The sequence below is a fragment of the Neptunomonas antarctica genome, from assembly GCF_001305295.1.
Lineage (GTDB): Bacteria > Pseudomonadota > Gammaproteobacteria > Pseudomonadales > Balneatricaceae > Neptunomonas > Neptunomonas antarctica.
In genome coordinates this window covers 70445-87204 of sequence record NZ_LJSI01000050.1, presented here as the reverse complement: position 1 = coordinate 87204, position 16760 = coordinate 70445, and the positions used below count along the sequence as shown (strand labels likewise).

Below are 16760 nucleotides of genomic sequence, written 5' to 3'. Positions count from 1 at the left end.
ATTCACAGTTGAGCTCAAACACTAATATTCAAACTGCATGGCTGTGGTCGCAGCAGCCATAAGACCAAACACATATCTTTGCGGTATATTGAGCTCACTAATTACCTGAAAAGCACTCATCAGATGAGTTTGCCACAAATCAATGACCGCATGAACCTCAGGGATTTCAATATTTTTAAGACAGTCAGGCGCATGCTTAAGGCGTCGCGCTCTAGTTGGATCGTCTCCTGGCAAAATACGCCCCTGAGCTGTCCATAACCCAGCCAACCAGAGCAGATCCTGAGCCGTCATAACATGCTCATCAAAACCTAATCCATCTTGCAGGTCCTCTTCAAGAACACCGCCCCGCTTAATTGATAGTTCGCCGATGCCAAACCGGCTTGTCATCACAGTATAAAGAACTTCTTCAGATAAATTAGTGACAAAACAATCGGTCCAAGGCAAATATTCTAAGCGTAGATGTAAACCATCGATAGAAAAAGACGTGTCTTGCTTTCTTCCCTCATCAACGGCTTTCTTGATCCAGGGTAATAACATCCCCTCTGAATGAATTTGTAATCGACGCCTATCCGCTTCCCTGGTCCAATCCAGCTCAGGAAGATTCCCGAATACCGTTGCCATAGTAGAGATTTTAAAACTATCAATACCTGATGCCGCCGAGCTATCGGGATTCGACGGACCATGAGTCTTTTTCTTTTCAATAACAGGTAACAAAGCAACATGCGTTTCAACATTTGCGTGCGTAATTGAATTTAATACATCGTATTCCGGCAGCTTGGAAATAACATTAACACGAACTCCAGACTCGCTAGCATCGGCAGAATCAACTCGGCTAATAATCTGATTCATACTGCTTGGCGCCACTGATGGTGAAAGCGCCGGAGGCTTCGGCTTAGCTGACATCGGAGCATTTTTATCCATCTTTCGTTTCTTTGCAACGAGCGGAAGGTTAGCCGCGTTAGAAGATTTTACTTTGATCGCGGCTGGTTCTGGTGACAATAAGTCGATAGATGGTATATCAATTAAAGACTGTTGTTTTTCTGATTTTTTTTCAGTGCTGCGCACTAAATTAAAAAGAGCTTTTATAGCCTTTTCCAAATCATCTGCGCTAAATGGCTTTAATAAACTGACGGTGTTATTCCAATCGAGATTATCGATTGAAATTATAATAGCCGGGCGACAAATCTTACGTTCAAGATATCCCTGTAACACGTTTTTGGGCTGAGGCTGGTCAGCATTGAAAATCACCCATTCAGCATGTTCCAGCGTATTAACTATTCGGTACTTGTTGCCGCCAAAATGTGACTCGAAAAAATACTGCAATGTATGCAACGCACTGCCTTCAAATCCGACCAGCAATACATGAGATAATTTTCCGTATTTAACAGTCATTTAGCACTGTCCTTTTTTTTATAAGTCGCGGGCAAGCTACGACCATTGATCAAGACTGAACACGACACATCCAGCAATAAAATACCGTTTGCGGATTTATTCTGAGCGATATTTTTCAATTGATCACATAAAGAAGAGCCTAAAATGACTTCTGCTTCATTAATTAGCCTGATAAGTAAAGGCGCTCCCTTATAACGCAAGACAATCATCAGATCTATTAAAGCACCTTGCACTTTTGATTCTGAACGGCACAACATGGCAAGATAAAAACGTTTTACATGAGCCATTAGCTCTTGGGGCTGGTTAGCTACTTGTCGAATAGCATAGTCTAAGTTCTGTAATCGCAACGAGCCTTTATAAATAAGGCTTTTTAGCTCCATAGATTCAAATGCCGCCTGAATATTGTCAGCCAAATCGCTTTCGATCTCTGAATTAAGATCCCAATCGGATAAAGCTATCCCAATCGGAGAATTCATTTTATCTTTATTCTGCAATCGCATAATTAATTTAGGTTCATCGCAACACCACCACTTTTGCAGCTGAGCTGATTCCATCTACCAAAATATAAGTATAGTACGGTACAGAATCATTACACCTATAAATGATCAATTTTCATATATTTCAAATTAATAGCATAGATAATGAACCAACTTAGGCACAAAGTCTAACGATCTGAATCGCTTACAAACTTAACTTTAAGGCCCCTATAAGCTAGAATCCTCACGCATATTCATAATGAGACGAAGTTTTTACGTGTTACCGGCTTATCGGTAACAAAGTAAAGACCGGTGGGAATAATAGATGAGGGCTATACTGTGCTAGAAGCTTATCGTAAACATGTAGAAGAACGCGCCGCTGAAGGTGTACCAGCCAAACCATTAGACGCTGACCAGACAGCAGCCCTAGTTGAACTACTAAAAAACCCACCTGCAGGCGAAGACGCATTCCTGTTGGACCTGCTGATTAACCGCGTTCCAGCCGGCGTTGACGAAGCCGCCTATGTAAAAGCGGGTTTCCTTGCCGCCATCACTAAAGGTGATGCTACTTCACCGCTTGTTGATAAAGTGAAGGCTACTGAACTACTGGGTACGATGCTGGGTGGTTATAACATCCAACCACTGATTGATTGCCTTGATGATAATGCTCTGGCGCCTACTGCCGCTAAAGCACTGTCTCATACATTGCTTGTATTTGATGCATTCCATGATGTCCAGGAAAAAGCTGAAGCGGGCAACGTCCACGCTAAACAGGTTCTTGAATCATGGGCTAACGCTGAATGGTTCACATCTAAGCCAGAACTGGCTGAGAAAATCACCGTTACTGTCTTTAAAGTAACCGGCGAAACAAATACTGACGATTTGTCTCCTGCACCTGATGCATTTACACGTCCGGACATCCCTCTGCATGCAAACGCTATGCTTAAAATGGAACGTGACGGTATTCATCCGGATGTTGACGGTTCTGTTGGTCCCTTGAAACAGATCGAAGCAATCAAAGCTAAAGGCTTCCCTGTTGCCTACGTAGGTGATGTTGTCGGCACAGGCTCTTCACGTAAGTCGGCTACCAACTCTGTTCTGTGGTTCTTCGGTGACGATATCCCGAACGTGCCTAACAAACGCGCTGGCGGTTACTGTTTCGGTAGTAAAATTGCACCTATCTTCTTCAATACGATGGAAGATGCTGGCGCACTACCTATCGAAATGGACGTAGATAAAATGAATATGGGTGACGTTATTGACGTTTATCCATACGAAGGTGTTGCGAAAAACGCTGAAACTGGCGAAGAACTGTGTAAGTTTGCATTGAAAACACAGGTTCTGCTTGATGAAGTTCGTGCGGGTGGTCGTATTCCTCTGATCATCGGTCGTGGTTTGACTGATAAAGCACGTACTGCTTTAGGTCTGGAACCTACTGAGTTGTTCCGTAAACCGGATCAGCCAGCCGATAGCGGCAAAAGCTACACCCAAGCACAGAAAATGGTCGGTAAAGCATGCGGCGTAGCCGGTGTTCTTCCGGGCACATACTGTGAACCAAAAATGACGACGGTCGGCTCTCAGGATACTACTGGGCCGATGACGCGTGATGAGCTGAAAGATCTGGCATGCCTGGGTTTCTCTGCTGATTTGACTATGCAGTCGTTCTGCCACACGGCCGCTTATCCTAAGCCAGTCGATGTACAGACGCACCATACGCTTCCAGATTTCATTATGAACCGTGGTGGTGTTTCGCTGCGACCTGGTGACGGTATTATCCACTCTTGGCTGAACCGTATGCTGTTGCCTGATACTGTGGGTACCGGTGGTGACTCTCATACGCGTTTCCCAATCGGCATTTCCTTCCCTGCAGGTTCGGGTCTGGTTGCATTCGCTGCAGCTACCGGTGTTATGCCTCTGGATATGCCTGAATCTGTATTGGTTCGCTTTACAGGTGATAAGCTTCAGCCAGGCGTTACATTACGTGATCTGGTAAACGCTATTCCTTACTATGCTATTAAGCAGGGTCTGCTGACTGTTGCTAAAGCCGGTAAGAAAAACATCTTCTCTGGTCGCATTCTTGAAATTGAAGGTCTGCCAGATCTGAAAGTAGAACAGGCTTTCGAATTGTCTGACTCTGCTGCTGAGCGTTCTGCGGCGGCTTGCTCTGTCAAACTGAGCGAAGAGCCTATCCGTGAATATCTGAACTCCAACATCACTATGTTGAAGTGGATGATTTCTGAAGGATACGGTGACGTACGTACCATCGAACGTCGTATTACGGGTATGCAAGAGTGGTTAGCTAATCCTGTATTGATATCTGCAGATGCTGATGCTGAATACGCTGCTGTAATTGAAATCGATCTGAATGAAGTTAAAGAGCCTATCCTGGCCTGCCCTAATGACCCGGATGACGTTAAATTGTTATCTGACGTTGCAGGCACGCATATTGATGAAGTGTTCCTTGGTTCGTGCATGACCAATATTGGCCACTTCCGTGCTGCAGGCAAGTTGTTAGATGCTGCTAACACAACGCTGCCAACACGTATGTGGATTGCCCCGCCAACAAAAATGGATGCTGCTCAGCTAGTAGAAGAAGGTTACTACAACATCTTCGGCAGAGCTGGCGCTCGTATGGAAATGCCGGGTTGCTCACTGTGTATGGGTAATCAGGCACGTGTAGCGGAGAAGTCGACTGTTGTTTCTACTTCAACACGTAACTTCCCTAACCGTCTGGGTAATGGTGCTAATGTTTACCTGTCGTCTGCTGAGCTGGCTGCTGTTGCCGCACTGCTGGGTAAAATCCCAACCGTTGCAGAGTACATGGAATACACCGCGAAGCTGGATCCAATGGCTGAAGATGTATACCGCTACCTGAACTTCGATAAAATTGAAAACTACACAGCTAAAGCGGCCACTGTTATTCCAACAGTTCAAGCGTAATATTCGCTGATAGTAAAAAGCCCGTCGCATGACGGGCTTTTTTGTTTTACTCTCTTTCTTCGCCTTATTCTATTGATCGCTTTTACTTCGCTGGATTGTGTTATGAAAACGCCTGAAGCTGATATCACCGGTATCAAAAAAAATGAAACAAACCAAACAAAGAATGGATTTCTGGCGCTCATTTCTAAAATGACATTTGATGAAAATCTACCCATTCGCTTTATGTATAAAACCGTACCTGAACACCTGAACGATACTGGCTGGCGCATGTATACCGGTTATGAATCCGCTGAATACGTGGAGAATGAACTAGCTAATATGCTTCCTGTTCCATTACAAAAAATATGCGAGATGGATGCCACACTGACCGAGTTAGTCGCCTACAACGCAGGCACTGTCTGGGAACGTTTGCCTGAAAGCCAAGGCTGGGAGCGTATTTATGACTTTAAAATACCGTCATCTACTTCTGATGTAAGCATTACTAACGACGTTGATCGTTTCAACATTCCTGAATAAAATGCCTGAACTAAATATCTCTGAAAAAGAAGAGACCTTAAGCTTAATACATAATAGTTTGTTGTGATAATGTCCGATGACTATTAATTGGGGTTAACCGGAACGTACCAGGACCGGTTAACGGCATTTTACATCAGCAGATCCTCTTCAATACGATGATAAAGACTCGCCGAGTCGATAAGAGAATTCGCCGTCAGCGCCGGAACACCATACACTTCTGCACTAACCGCGTAATCTTTACGTATTTTATCCAGCAACATATCAAAGTCACCATCCCCCGACAGCAATATAACTGTATCAACCTCTCTTGCTAACTCCATCACATCAATGGCAATGCCAACGTCCCAGTCCCCTTTTGCTGAACCATCACTGCGCTGAATAAAAGGTTTGAGCTTAACCGTAAAACCCATCTGTTTGAGTGCATTTTGAAATTTAAGCTGTTTGTCATCGCCACGATGGATAGCATAGGCGATAGCAGACACAATCTCACCTTGCGCACTGATGCGATCCCAAACCTTACGATAATTAAACTGGCGGCCATAAGCTTGCCGGGTGGTGTAATAAATATTTTGCACATCGACAAACACTGCAATTTTTTTCAAGAAGATAGCCTATTGATAAATAGAAAGTAATGGCAGCTAAAAGAACTTACTCGAAAGCACTCGCCCGGAAGTGCTCTCCGGCTCTGTCTGCTTTTCAAGTACAACAACAGGCATCGTAAACGTCTCCGACACAGTATCAATGTTAAAAATGACCTCGCCTTTATCTAACCTGATATGAACCCGACTGTTATCTGCACACAATCCTTCAACAATTTTCATAGCTAAAGGATTTTCTATCTGTTTTTCGAATTCGCGCCGCAATGGACGCGCACCATACGCGGGATCATAGCCATCGACTGCTATCTTAGCAACTACGTCAGCCTCTATAGTCAGCTCAATCTTATGATCGCCCATTCGTCCCACCAATGCTTTGGCAAATATCTTAGCGATCTTCTGCACATCCTCTTCTTCCAGATAGTGAAACACGATAATATCGTCCAGACGATTAAGGAATTCAGGCTTAAAGAAGCGCTTAACCTCCTGCATCACGAAGCGCTTTGCGTCATCATAATCAACGATTTTAGAATGAATGAATCCTATTTCACGCTTATCGGGAGACAAGGACTCAGTACCCAGATTAGAGGTCCCTATCAAGATAGTATTACGAAAAGACACCTTGCGCCCCTGTGCATCGGTCAGATGCCCATCCTCAAGTATTTGTAAAAGAATATTAAATACATCAGGATGTGCTTTTTCAATCTCATCCAGTAAGACTACCGTGTAAGGATTACGCCGTACTTTTTCTGTAAGCTGTCCCCCCTCTCCATAACCAATATAACCGGGAGGTGCGCCTATCATTTTGGAGACTTCATGGCGCTCCATATATTCCGACATGTCCAACCTGACAATACGCGCTTCATCATCCAGTAAAAACTCTGCCAACGTACGAGCCAACTCGGTTTTACCAACACCGGTTGGCCCCAAAAAAAGGAAGGTTCCGATGGGCCGTAAAGGCGATGTAATGCCGGTACGATTTCGCCGGATAGCATTAGCAACAGCACGAACAGCATCATCCTGCCCTATAATGCGATGGTGTAACTGTTCCTCCATACGCGCCAATTTATTGGCTTCGGATTCAACCATCCTTGCAACAGGTATACCAGTCCAGTGTGACACTACTTCGGCGATGTCATCCGCGTCCACCTGATCCTTCTCTGTACTACGCTCGGTTTCCCAGCGTGCATGCAGTTTCTGTAACTTTTCCTGCTGTTTGATGATTTCCATCTGAAGACTGGCTACTTTTTCAAAGTTCTGCTCATTGAAAGCATCTGTCTTTTTTTGCTGCAGTTGACTATGCTGCAGCTCTATCTGTTTTATATCATGAGGCAGGGCATTCAGACTGATGCGCTTATGGGCACCGGCTTCATCAATCAAATCGACGGCTTTATCCGGTAAATTCCTATCCGTAATATAGCGCGCTGAAAACTCCGCCGCCGCCTCCAATGCACTGTCGGCGTAGTGCACTATGTGATGCTTTTCATAACGAGGGGCAATCCCTTTCAATATCGCGATACTCTCTTTAATACTGGGTTCACGAACCAATATGGGGTGAAAACGACGTTCCAGTGCTTTATCGGCTTCAACATAGGTATGGTATTCCGCCAGTGTATCGGCGCCTATAACCTGCAGACTACCTTTAGCCAGTGCGGTTTTTAGCATACTCGACGCATCAATTCCTCCTGCCATTGCGCCCGCGCCGACCATGGTATGCAGCTCATCAATAAACAGGATGACCTGCCCTTCCGATTTAATAACCGCATCACGCACGGATTTAAGGCGCTCCTCAAACTCACCACGCATCGTTGAACCCGCGATAAGCTCACTCATCTCCAACGATAACAAACGCTTATTTAATAACATGTCAGGGACATCCGCGTTGACCATCCGCTGCGCCAATCCTTCTACGATGACAGTTTTACCAACACCTGCTTCACCAATTAATACCGGGTTATTTTTCTTACGCCGTGAAAGTATTTGAATAATCTGATCAATTTCCTTGTCCCGACCAATAACAGGATCCAAAGCACCCTCTCTCGCCTGGCGAGTCAGATCCTGAGTAAAACGGGACAACAGATCAGCCTTGGTTTCAGCATCGTCTGACGTTATAGGCGTATTATTGCGAATCTCGTTCAACACCTTCATTACTTTTTTCTGATCAAGACCCACCTTGCTCAGGAACTCAGCTGTATGCCCAGCCTTAGGATCAAACAACGCAAAGAACAGTATCCCTGTGGAAATATAAGTATCGCCCAGACGGCGACTTTCGTCGTACGCTATCTGAAAAACATCAACGAGCTCTTTAGAGGTAAATATCTGAGTTGCCTGCACTGGCGCAGCCATTTTATAGTGCTGGTAAACCTCCCCTTTAATTTGAATCGCTATATCAACAGAATTAGGAAACAAGGAGCCGATAATTTGCATCACTACTGAGTCAGGCTGCGAGAGCAGCGCCAGAAGCACGAAATCAGGCGTCAGCATATTCTGCTTGAGCGCCGCCATTTCCCCCACTGCCAACTCCATCGTATGTCTGACCTTGAGGGTACTTTGCTCGATATAATTCTGAAACATACTACGCTCCCTGACTCAGGTCCATTTGATGCATGCCATACTGTTTTCAGCTTATGCCGATACACATCAAAAAAACATTGAATGCCTACTCAAATTAAACCTCTCTAATTTAAGATTTTAGATGAGGTTTAATCAAGGGTGATCAGGATAGGAGAGGAAGAAGACTAAGAGCAAAAATTACGCCGTTGGCAATAATACTGGACCACAACACGCGGGGCTAAAAAGGATTGATAAAGGCATTAAACAAGAAGCAGAAATAAGCTAATCAATAAATAGACACGAACAGAAACACATAAACAAGCTTAAAATAAATCAGGCAATCTTGGTTAAAATCGCCTGATAATGAGCAGCGCGTTAAAACACTGACATAACGCGTTGTGAGTAGTCCGTAACAATCCGTACTACTCTTCGGACTTTTCCTCCTGCGGCTCTACCGCATCATCTTGTTCTTGCTGTTTAATGTCTTCTGCATCCTGACCACCACACGACCCACAACATGTACTCATAACGATTACCTTAATTGGTTGAAAGCTTTGTTAGTTAAAAAGTTGATTCCATAAGATCGGGTAATAATAACCAAGAAAATGACTCTGATAATTGACGAATATCAGTTTTGTCATATTCCTTAAAACAACACCCCCTATACTCCCGACAGACACTAGAAAATGCTGCAGTCAGGAGGCTCTTTTTGCAAACAATAGCGACCTACATATCGAAGATTCAATGCATATTGATACATCCGGCATCAAGCTCTTCCACTCGTCACATAAGGATTAAGCCATGATCATTGAGTCCATGTTCCATTCGCAACTGCATGCTGATTACGATGCTTTTCTTGACCAGCAAAGCCGGCGCTTCCCAACGAAGGAAACCCTACGGATTGATCTGCATTGCCATGATAAAAACAGTGATGTTCCTGATGAGCTATGGGGGCGATTGCTGGGCTTGCCTGAAACCTGGCTGGAAACAAAAAATCTGATTAAAACACTAGACCGTAACGGTACCGATCTGATCACTATAACCAATCACAACAATGCCCGCTCTTGCTGGCAACTGTTAGACAGAGGCTACGACGTATTAGTGGGTGCCGAGTTTACTTGCCATTTCCCAGGTTCAGCACTCAGCATTCATGTTCTGACCTATGGCTTTACACCGGAGCAGGAAACTACGCTTAATAGGCTGCGCCATAATATTTTTAACTTTACCCGTTTTACGCTGGAAAACGATATTGTTACCGTGTTGCCGCATCCCCTATTTTTTTATACGCATAAAAACAAGCCGGACATCTCCATCCTCGAAAAATTTGCCGTGATGTTCCAGCGCTTTGAAGTGTTAAACGGACAGCGCGGTTATTGGCAAAACCAGCTAACCCGCCATTGGCTGGAAAGCCTGACGCCTGAAAAAATAGACGGCTATGCCCGTAAGCATCAGCTTAACCCGAATGACTTTTGTAGTGATCCGTATGAGAAATCTTTCACCGGTGGATCGGATGATCACAACGGTATTTTTGCAGGCAGGACCGGCACGCTGGCACATATACCCGATTTAGCTGAACGGCTAATCCACACCAAACGCTCGGAACTGGTACTGGACGCTATTCGTCATGGCCGAACCGTACCTTATGGCGAAGTAGGTAAAGAAGAAAAATTAACAGTCACCTTCCTCGACTATTTTTCTCAGGTCGCGATTCATATGGAAGACCCGGGTCTGCTCCGTTTACTGCTGCACAAAGGCTCCCTTCAGGACAAAGTCCTCTGCCTGGGTGTCAGTAATGCCATGCAAGAATTGAAACGCCATAAATACACCCTTACTTTTTTAAAAACCTTTCACGAAGCACTCTCCGGCACTAAACCGGCACTACTGAACAGCCTGGGGGTCAGCAAAGAGTTTCGACCAGCCCTCAAGGTTATTAAAGAGATCGCCCGTGCTCAGCGCAAACAACCCGATAATTTTCTTAACGTCATTCGTAAAGGTATCCCTGAAATATATGAGGTTGTCACCCGTATCTTTTTCACACGACTTAATGACCACTTGGCAGGTGTAGGCGATAATAATTTTTCTGAGCTTACTACTGATGAACTGATTAGAAAGTTCGAATTACCAACTCATTTTCGAGCATTGTTTGGTGGCGAAAAAAGCACCGACGCACGCTCGGGTATAAGCTCAGGTATAAGTTCAGGCATAAGTTCCGCCACGGATGATATGACGACGTTTAACCTTTCTAAAATGCTCGACTCATTGACATTCCCCGCGCTGGCATCAGCGGTTATAGCGGGCGCCTCCTTTGCCGCCAGCCAGGTTATTTACGCTAACCGCCCCTTTTTGAATGATTTGGCAGAGAATCTGGGCAAGGGTCAGCATCCGCAGAAAATCCTTTGGTTAACCGATACCTTTGCAGACCATAACGGTGTCTCTTCTGCATTGCAAAGCACACTGAAAGAGATCCGAAAGCATAACTATCCGATCGATATACTGACCTGTCACTCGCAATTGAAAAGCAAAGACCACCTGATTGTTGTAAAACCCATGCATCAATTCAGGGTAAGAAGCCTGGGTGAGCAAGAGTTTAACGTTCCGGATATGATAGAGATTCAGCAGATCTTTGAGCGCGGCAGTTACGACAGAATTATCTGCTCGACAGAGATGGTCATGGGCGCTATTGCGCTGTATCTGAAAAAAGCGTTTTCAGTGCCTGCGTATTTTTTCATGCATACCGACTGGATGGAGTTCGTGCACCGCACTATGAGTCTGACCGATCATGAATCCGACCGTATTCGTCGCTTATTACGTGCTTTCTATCTGCAATTTGAGGGCATATATACACTCAATACTGATCATCAAACATGGCTTAGCAGCCCCGAAATAGGCATTGATGCTAAGCAGGTTTTTCTGACTCAACATTGGGTTGACGATACGTTTCAAGATCATTTAAAGCAGGTCAATTCAAATCCCATTAATTCAAAACAAGCCAAGTTAAAGCCGGGAAATGTACAGCCCATTAATATAAAGTCCAGTAATACAAAGCCCAGTAGTACAAAGCCTCTCCATATAAAGCCTGATTACTCAAAGCCCATATTATTGTATGTTGGACGCTTGAGCGATGAAAAAGGCGTATTTGATCTAGCGGAGATCTATGCATGCGTCAAAACGCGTATACCGAATGCCGAACTCTGGATTGCCGGTACCGGACCAGCAGCAAAACAACTAGAAATTGTACTGCCTGACGCCCTTTTTCTAGGCTGGGTTGATAAACAAGACCTACCCGCCTTGTATCACAAAGCCGATTTGCTGTTGTTGCCTTCGCGCTTTGACACCTTTGGTTGCGTTGTGTTGGAAGCTTTGACCTGCGGGTTACCCGTAGTGGCTTACCATTGCAAAGGCCCTAAGGATATTATCGAAGACCAGGTTTGTGGTTATCTGGTAGAAGATAAGGAATCGATGGCCGCTGTCATTACAAGGTATTGCCAACAGCCAACGCTGCAGCAAGGCATGCGAAAAGCAGCGATGACAAGAAGCCAGGAATTCCAGCCAGAAAAAATCATGCGCGCATTACTGAGAGATGCTGCTATGTCAGACTTCCAGGGTGAAACAGGCCACGGTTAATAACAGCGCTTCCAGTACTTCAATTAAGGCACCTGCCGTATCACCGGTGGTGCCTTTTATCCGTGCCAGCATCGCGCGGCGTGCCATCCAGAAGACAATAGAAACCACCAGCAACCAGATTACATTCAGCCAAACCAGCCATAACGCTCCGATCATGACGAGTGCATAAATGCCTTTCAGCGGCATCAAAGGAATCATCACTGACGCAATCCCTTGCACACGCACATATGGCGTACTCGACAACAAAGCAACCGCACCAAGACGAGCCATTATCGACGCTATCATGATGGGTAGCAGGTTTCCCGCAGGCAACAACGTCACTAATGCCGACCATTTCAGCATGAGTATTAATATCAGAGCCAGCGCACCTATTGCACCCGTACAAGGATCTTTCATAATCTGCAGGGTTCGATCAGCATCACCCAGCCCTCCCATCCAGCCATCAGCACTGTCGGCGAGCCCGTCTAAGTGCAGTCCACCGGTCAACACAACCCAGGCGGTCAAGACTAATGTGGCTTGCAGATAAATGGACTGGTCACGCATTATCCAACTAATACCCATAAGTACAGCGCCAATAAAAGCACCCACCAGTGGATAATACAGTAACGATAACGCCTGTACCCGGACCTTGGGGTAGGTGCGCAACTTAACCGGAAATTGTGTTAGAAATTGCACAGCAACCCAGAATGCTTGCCACTGTTCATGAAAAAAAAGTTTCACCTCTCGTTTCACCTCTCGTTTCACCTCTGATTAAAGTTCTGATTAAAGTTCTGATTAAAGTTCTGATTAAAGTTCTGATTAAAGTTCTGATTAAAGTTCTGCTTTCATTATTTCGACTCACATACGATTTGTTCGCATGCTTTCTGCTCATATTCTTTCGGTGCATAAAAAATGCGATGTAGCGTGCCATGTTTTACGCCGATCGAGTGCATATCCCCTGTCGGGCGTCCTTGCGTTAAACAGGTCAGTGCTTTGATGACACCGCCATGCGTAATCAATAACACCCGCTTATTTTTGCTCTGTAGCTCATTATCCAAGAAGTGTCGTAATCGTTGAAAAAAGACAGCCAGCGACTCCCCCTGTGGAGGAGGAAAACACTCGGGATCACGCCAAAACGCCCCTAACTCCTCAGGCCAGTGCAGCATTATAGCGGCGGCGGTCATACCGTCCCATAAACCAAAATCATATTCCTGAATTAAAGCGTCGGTACGTAAGGCTTTAAGGCTTAAATTCGCCGACAGCAGCCATTGCTCAGCAAACGATTGACAGCGCCGCAAAGGCGAAGTAACGATGACATCATAATCATCCGGATTAATATCGCGCATCGCCTTTTGCATCTGAGACCAACCGACAGTCGTCAGCTCGGCATCGGTTCGACCCAGATAACATTGCCCATTAACCGTCTCTCCATGCCTTAGCGCATCTATGATCAGCGACTGTTTCGTGTTAGGCAACGTCATGTTGTTATGTAGCCTCTATAGTTGACACTGCAGCAGACACAGCAGCCTCTTCGAATGTCGCCATCTCATTATGTAGCGCACAGGCGAGCCTTATTAACGGAACAGCAATAGCAGCACCACTACCCTCGCCCAAACGGAGCTCAAGATTTAATAATGGCTGAGAGACAAACCCATCCAATAGCATCGCATAAGCGGGTTCTGCTGAACTATGCGACAAGATAAGCCAATCAGCAGCCTGAGGGTTAATTCTGCAGGCCAGCAACGCCGCCACCGTACAGATAAAACCATCAACGACGGCAGTCACACCTTCCTGCGCACATGCAAGGTAAGCGCCTGTCAGCGCCGCTATTTCGAACCCCCCGAAATACTGTAACGCGATCAAAGGGTCTCCTATAGAACCTTTCTGCTCAAAACCTTTCAATTCAGAGCGATGAAATTCAATCGCCCGGGTAATAATCATGGCTTTGTGCGATACACCGCTGGCATCAAGACCCGTACCAGGTCCAGCTAGTTTTTCGGGTGCAATGCTCAGTAAAAGGGAAGCAATAGCCGTTGCCGACGTAGTGTTAGCGATACCCATCTCTCCCGCTACAAACAGATCTAAACGCTGTGCTTTGTCAGCCTGTTGCGTCAGAGCATCGCCTACCGCACTACGCCCTATATCCATAGCGGTAGTTAGCTGTGCCGGCGTCATGGAAGGATGGTACAAAAAATTCGCCGTTTGTGGGGCGATCTGGTGATTGATCACATTGGGTAGCCCCTCTGTAGGCGATACTGTTCCCAGATTGTAGACCGCTAAAGGTGCTGCAATGAATCGTGCAGCAACACAGATCGCTGCGCCCCCTCGTGCAAAATTCCTGATCATTTCAGCGGTAACCGCTTGCGGAAAAGCCGACACCCCCTCTGCCGCTATTCCATGATCTGCTGCGAAAACCGCAATACATACTTTGTCAGCACGAGGAAATACCCGCCCCTGCATGCCCGCCAACCGTATTGCAACTTTCTCCAGTTTACCCAATGATCCGGCAGGCTTAGTCAGCTGTTTTTGCCGTTCTTCGGCAGCATACATCGCGATAGAATCCAGCGCTTTAACTGGCTTATTCAGCCAATCCGATGCTGTAGTTAATTCTGTAGGTCGCATATTCATTCGCTGAGCTTCCCTTGTAATGCATGAGGTATTTTTGTTTCACTACAATCCTTTATAACAACAGGAATCCCTGCCACCATGAGTACCACCTGATCCGCCACGGCGGCTATTTCCTGGTGTAGCCAACCCGCCTCATCGCAGTAGCGACGCGTTAACTCCCCTAAAGGAACAACCCCCATCCCGGTCTCATTACTGACGAGAATAATGTCGCTCTCTGTGTGAGATAATGCGTCCAACAGGCTTTTCTTAGATGCCGCAATATTCTGATTTTCACATAACAAATTGGTCATCCAGAGAGTCAAACAATCTATTAATATACAATGACTTGAAAAGCTAATATTAGAGATAACATTAGAAATATAAATCGGCTCTTCAAAGGTCTGCCATGCATCAGGACGCTGTTCTTTATGATGCTGAATACGCGCTTTCATCTCATCATCGTACGCCTGAGCTGTAGCCACATAGACCACCTTTTTTCTGCTGTCGCTCGCCAGTTTTTCTGCGTAACGGCTTTTTCCTGAGCGGGCACCACCAATAATAAAACGTATCATGCGACCTCCTCGCCATTCAGCAAGGCGTGAATAGCCGCCATATTCAGGTGTTGCTGCAGCATATCGGCAAGCCGATCCAGGTCCTGATCTTTACGTTGCTGATAATCAAATGAGGCAATCGAGGTTAACCCGGCCCACTGCAGAATCTGCTCAACAACGTCAGTCGATTCAAACAAACCGTGTAAATAAGTACCCGCAATCTGCCCGTCTGGCGACACGGCACCTTCAGGCGTACCATCAGAAAAATGCAGCAAGGGAGCAGATAATGCAGCACCGGATGACACCCCACAGTGAATTTCATAACCAGACACCGACACACAGGCTTTGCTATTAATACCGCTATTAATACAAAAAAGGCCCGTCTGATTGGTTAAGCGTTTTTCCTGATAAAGACGCGTTTCCATAGTCAATAACGCCAACCCTGCGGAGCTACCGGCTTCGCCTTCGATCGCATCAGGGTCATCAATCATGCCGCCCAGCATCTGAAAACCACCGCAGATCCCCAGCAGTTTTCCGCCATAGCGCAGATGCTTATTAATGGCTGCATCCCATCCCTGATGTCGCATCCATGCCAGATCACTGCGTACCGATTTAGAACCCGGCAAAATGATCAGATCTGCCGGAGGAATCGGTTGATCCGGCCCGATATAAATCAGCTCGATCGACGGATGTAAACGTAAAGGATCGAAGTCGGTATGGTTACTGATATGCGGTAAAACCGGCACGATAACGCGTAACGCATTAGCACAATATTCGGGCTGTTCTATAGCCACCGCATCTTCAGCTTCAAGATGGAAGCCGTGCAGGTAAGGTAAAACGCCCAGTACGGGTTTGCCTGTGTACTCTTCCAACCAATTCAAGCCTGATTGCAGTAAGGAGATATCGCCGCGAAAGCGATTAATAACGAAACCTTTAATACGCGCCTGTTCTGATTCAGACAACAGTGCCAAGGTGCCAACCAGATGTGCAAACACCCCGCCTTTATCGATATCAGCGATAATAATCACCGGACAACCAACACGCTCGGCAAACCCCATATTGGCGATGTCATTTTCACGAAGATTAATTTCAGCGGGCGAACCGGCGCCTTCGACAATAATATAACGGTATAAGTTTCGTAAGCGATCATGCGATGACTCAACCGCATTCCAGGCCACTTGCTTATAGTCGTGATAAGCCGTGGCTTCCATGTTAGCCAGCGGTTTCCCATGAATAATAATCTGTGCGCCGGTATCGCTGTTGGGCTTTATCAGCACAGGGTTCATGTCGATATGCGGCGCCAGACCACAGGCGTATGCCTGCACTGCCTGTGCACGGCCTATCTCACCACCGCCTGCGGTGACTGCACTGTTAAGTGCCATGTTCTGAGGTTTAAACGGCGCCACAGACAGGCCTTGTCGCCACAACACCCGACACAACCCCGCCACCAGCGTACTTTTACCGGCATCAGAGGTAGTCCCCTGAACCATTAACGTACCTGTACTTTTCATCTTTTAAGCTCACCT

General features: G+C 46.0%; 12 protein-coding genes. 3 read left to right on the top strand and 9 right to left on the bottom strand.

What is annotated here, in order from left to right; all coding sequences use genetic code 11:
- Nucleotides 1-21: 21 nt before the first annotated feature.
- Together Nant_RS13190 and Nant_RS13185 are read right to left on the bottom strand one after the other, a co-directional pair.
- A complete protein-coding gene (locus tag Nant_RS13190; RefSeq protein WP_054342128.1) occupies nucleotides 22-1392 on the bottom strand; it encodes a hypothetical protein in 1371 nt (456 codons plus the stop codon).
- Nucleotides 1389-1868, bottom strand: a complete 480-nt coding sequence (locus Nant_RS13185) for a hypothetical protein (protein ID WP_143773587.1) — start codon at nucleotides 1866-1868, stop codon at nucleotides 1389-1391. Before Nant_RS13185 ends, Nant_RS13190 begins: the two co-directional genes overlap by 4 nt.
- A gap of 339 nt (nucleotides 1869-2207) precedes the next feature.
- Between Nant_RS13185 and acnB the strand changes: the two genes are divergently transcribed.
- Entirely contained in the window at nucleotides 2208-4808 is a 2601-nt protein-coding gene (gene acnB, locus Nant_RS13180; protein WP_054342208.1) for a bifunctional aconitate hydratase 2/2-methylisocitrate dehydratase, read from the top strand.
- 102 nt (nucleotides 4809-4910) lie between these two features.
- Nucleotides 4911-5324 (top strand): immunity protein Imm33 domain-containing protein, encoded by a 414-nt coding sequence (locus tag Nant_RS13175; RefSeq protein ID WP_054342126.1) that lies wholly within the window; start codon nucleotides 4911-4913, stop codon nucleotides 5322-5324.
- 128 nt (nucleotides 5325-5452) lie between these two features.
- Here Nant_RS13175 and Nant_RS13170 read toward each other — a convergent pair whose 3' ends face one another.
- Nucleotides 5453-5926 carry a LabA-like NYN domain-containing protein gene (locus tag Nant_RS13170; RefSeq protein ID WP_054342125.1) on the bottom strand — a complete coding sequence of 158 codons (474 nt, stop codon included), beginning with the start codon at nucleotides 5924-5926 and terminating at the stop codon, nucleotides 5453-5455.
- Nucleotides 5927-5962: 36 nt separating this feature from the next.
- Nucleotides 5963-8494, bottom strand: coding sequence for an ATP-dependent Clp protease ATP-binding subunit (locus tag Nant_RS13165; protein WP_076496085.1), 2532 nt, complete (start codon nucleotides 8492-8494; stop codon nucleotides 5963-5965).
- A 780-nt stretch (nucleotides 8495-9274) separates the two neighbouring features.
- On the opposite strand from Nant_RS13165, the gene Nant_RS13160 reads away from it, so the two are divergent.
- A complete protein-coding gene (locus Nant_RS13160; RefSeq protein WP_054342124.1) occupies nucleotides 9275-12097 on the top strand; it encodes a glycosyltransferase in 2823 nt (940 codons plus the stop codon).
- Here Nant_RS13160 and cobS read toward each other — a convergent pair.
- From cobS to Nant_RS13135, 5 genes are all read right to left on the bottom strand, one after another.
- Entirely contained in the window at nucleotides 12065-12817 is a 753-nt protein-coding gene (gene cobS / locus Nant_RS13155; protein WP_054342123.1) for an adenosylcobinamide-GDP ribazoletransferase, read from the bottom strand. The genes Nant_RS13160 and cobS overlap by 33 nt on opposite strands.
- Nucleotides 12818-12924: 107 nt before the next feature.
- Complete coding sequence (locus tag Nant_RS13150) at nucleotides 12925-13557, bottom strand: histidine phosphatase family protein (protein ID WP_054342122.1); 633 nt, start codon at nucleotides 13555-13557, stop codon at nucleotides 12925-12927.
- A 4-nt stretch (nucleotides 13558-13561) separates the two neighbouring features.
- Nucleotides 13562-14704, bottom strand: coding sequence for a nicotinate-nucleotide--dimethylbenzimidazole phosphoribosyltransferase (cobT, locus tag Nant_RS13145; RefSeq protein ID WP_238377141.1), 1143 nt, complete (start codon nucleotides 14702-14704; stop codon nucleotides 13562-13564).
- The gene (cobU, locus tag Nant_RS13140) at nucleotides 14701-15255 is read right to left on the bottom strand and encodes a bifunctional adenosylcobinamide kinase/adenosylcobinamide-phosphate guanylyltransferase (RefSeq protein ID WP_054342121.1); all 555 of its coding nucleotides are present in this window, start codon (nucleotides 15253-15255) and stop codon (nucleotides 14701-14703) included. Before cobU ends, cobT begins: the two co-directional genes overlap by 4 nt.
- On the bottom strand, nucleotides 15252-16745 hold the full coding sequence (locus tag Nant_RS13135) for a cobyric acid synthase (RefSeq protein ID WP_054342120.1): 1494 nt from the start codon (nucleotides 16743-16745) through the stop codon (nucleotides 15252-15254). Before Nant_RS13135 ends, cobU begins: the two co-directional genes overlap by 4 nt.
- Nucleotides 16746-16760 lie beyond the last annotated feature (15 nt).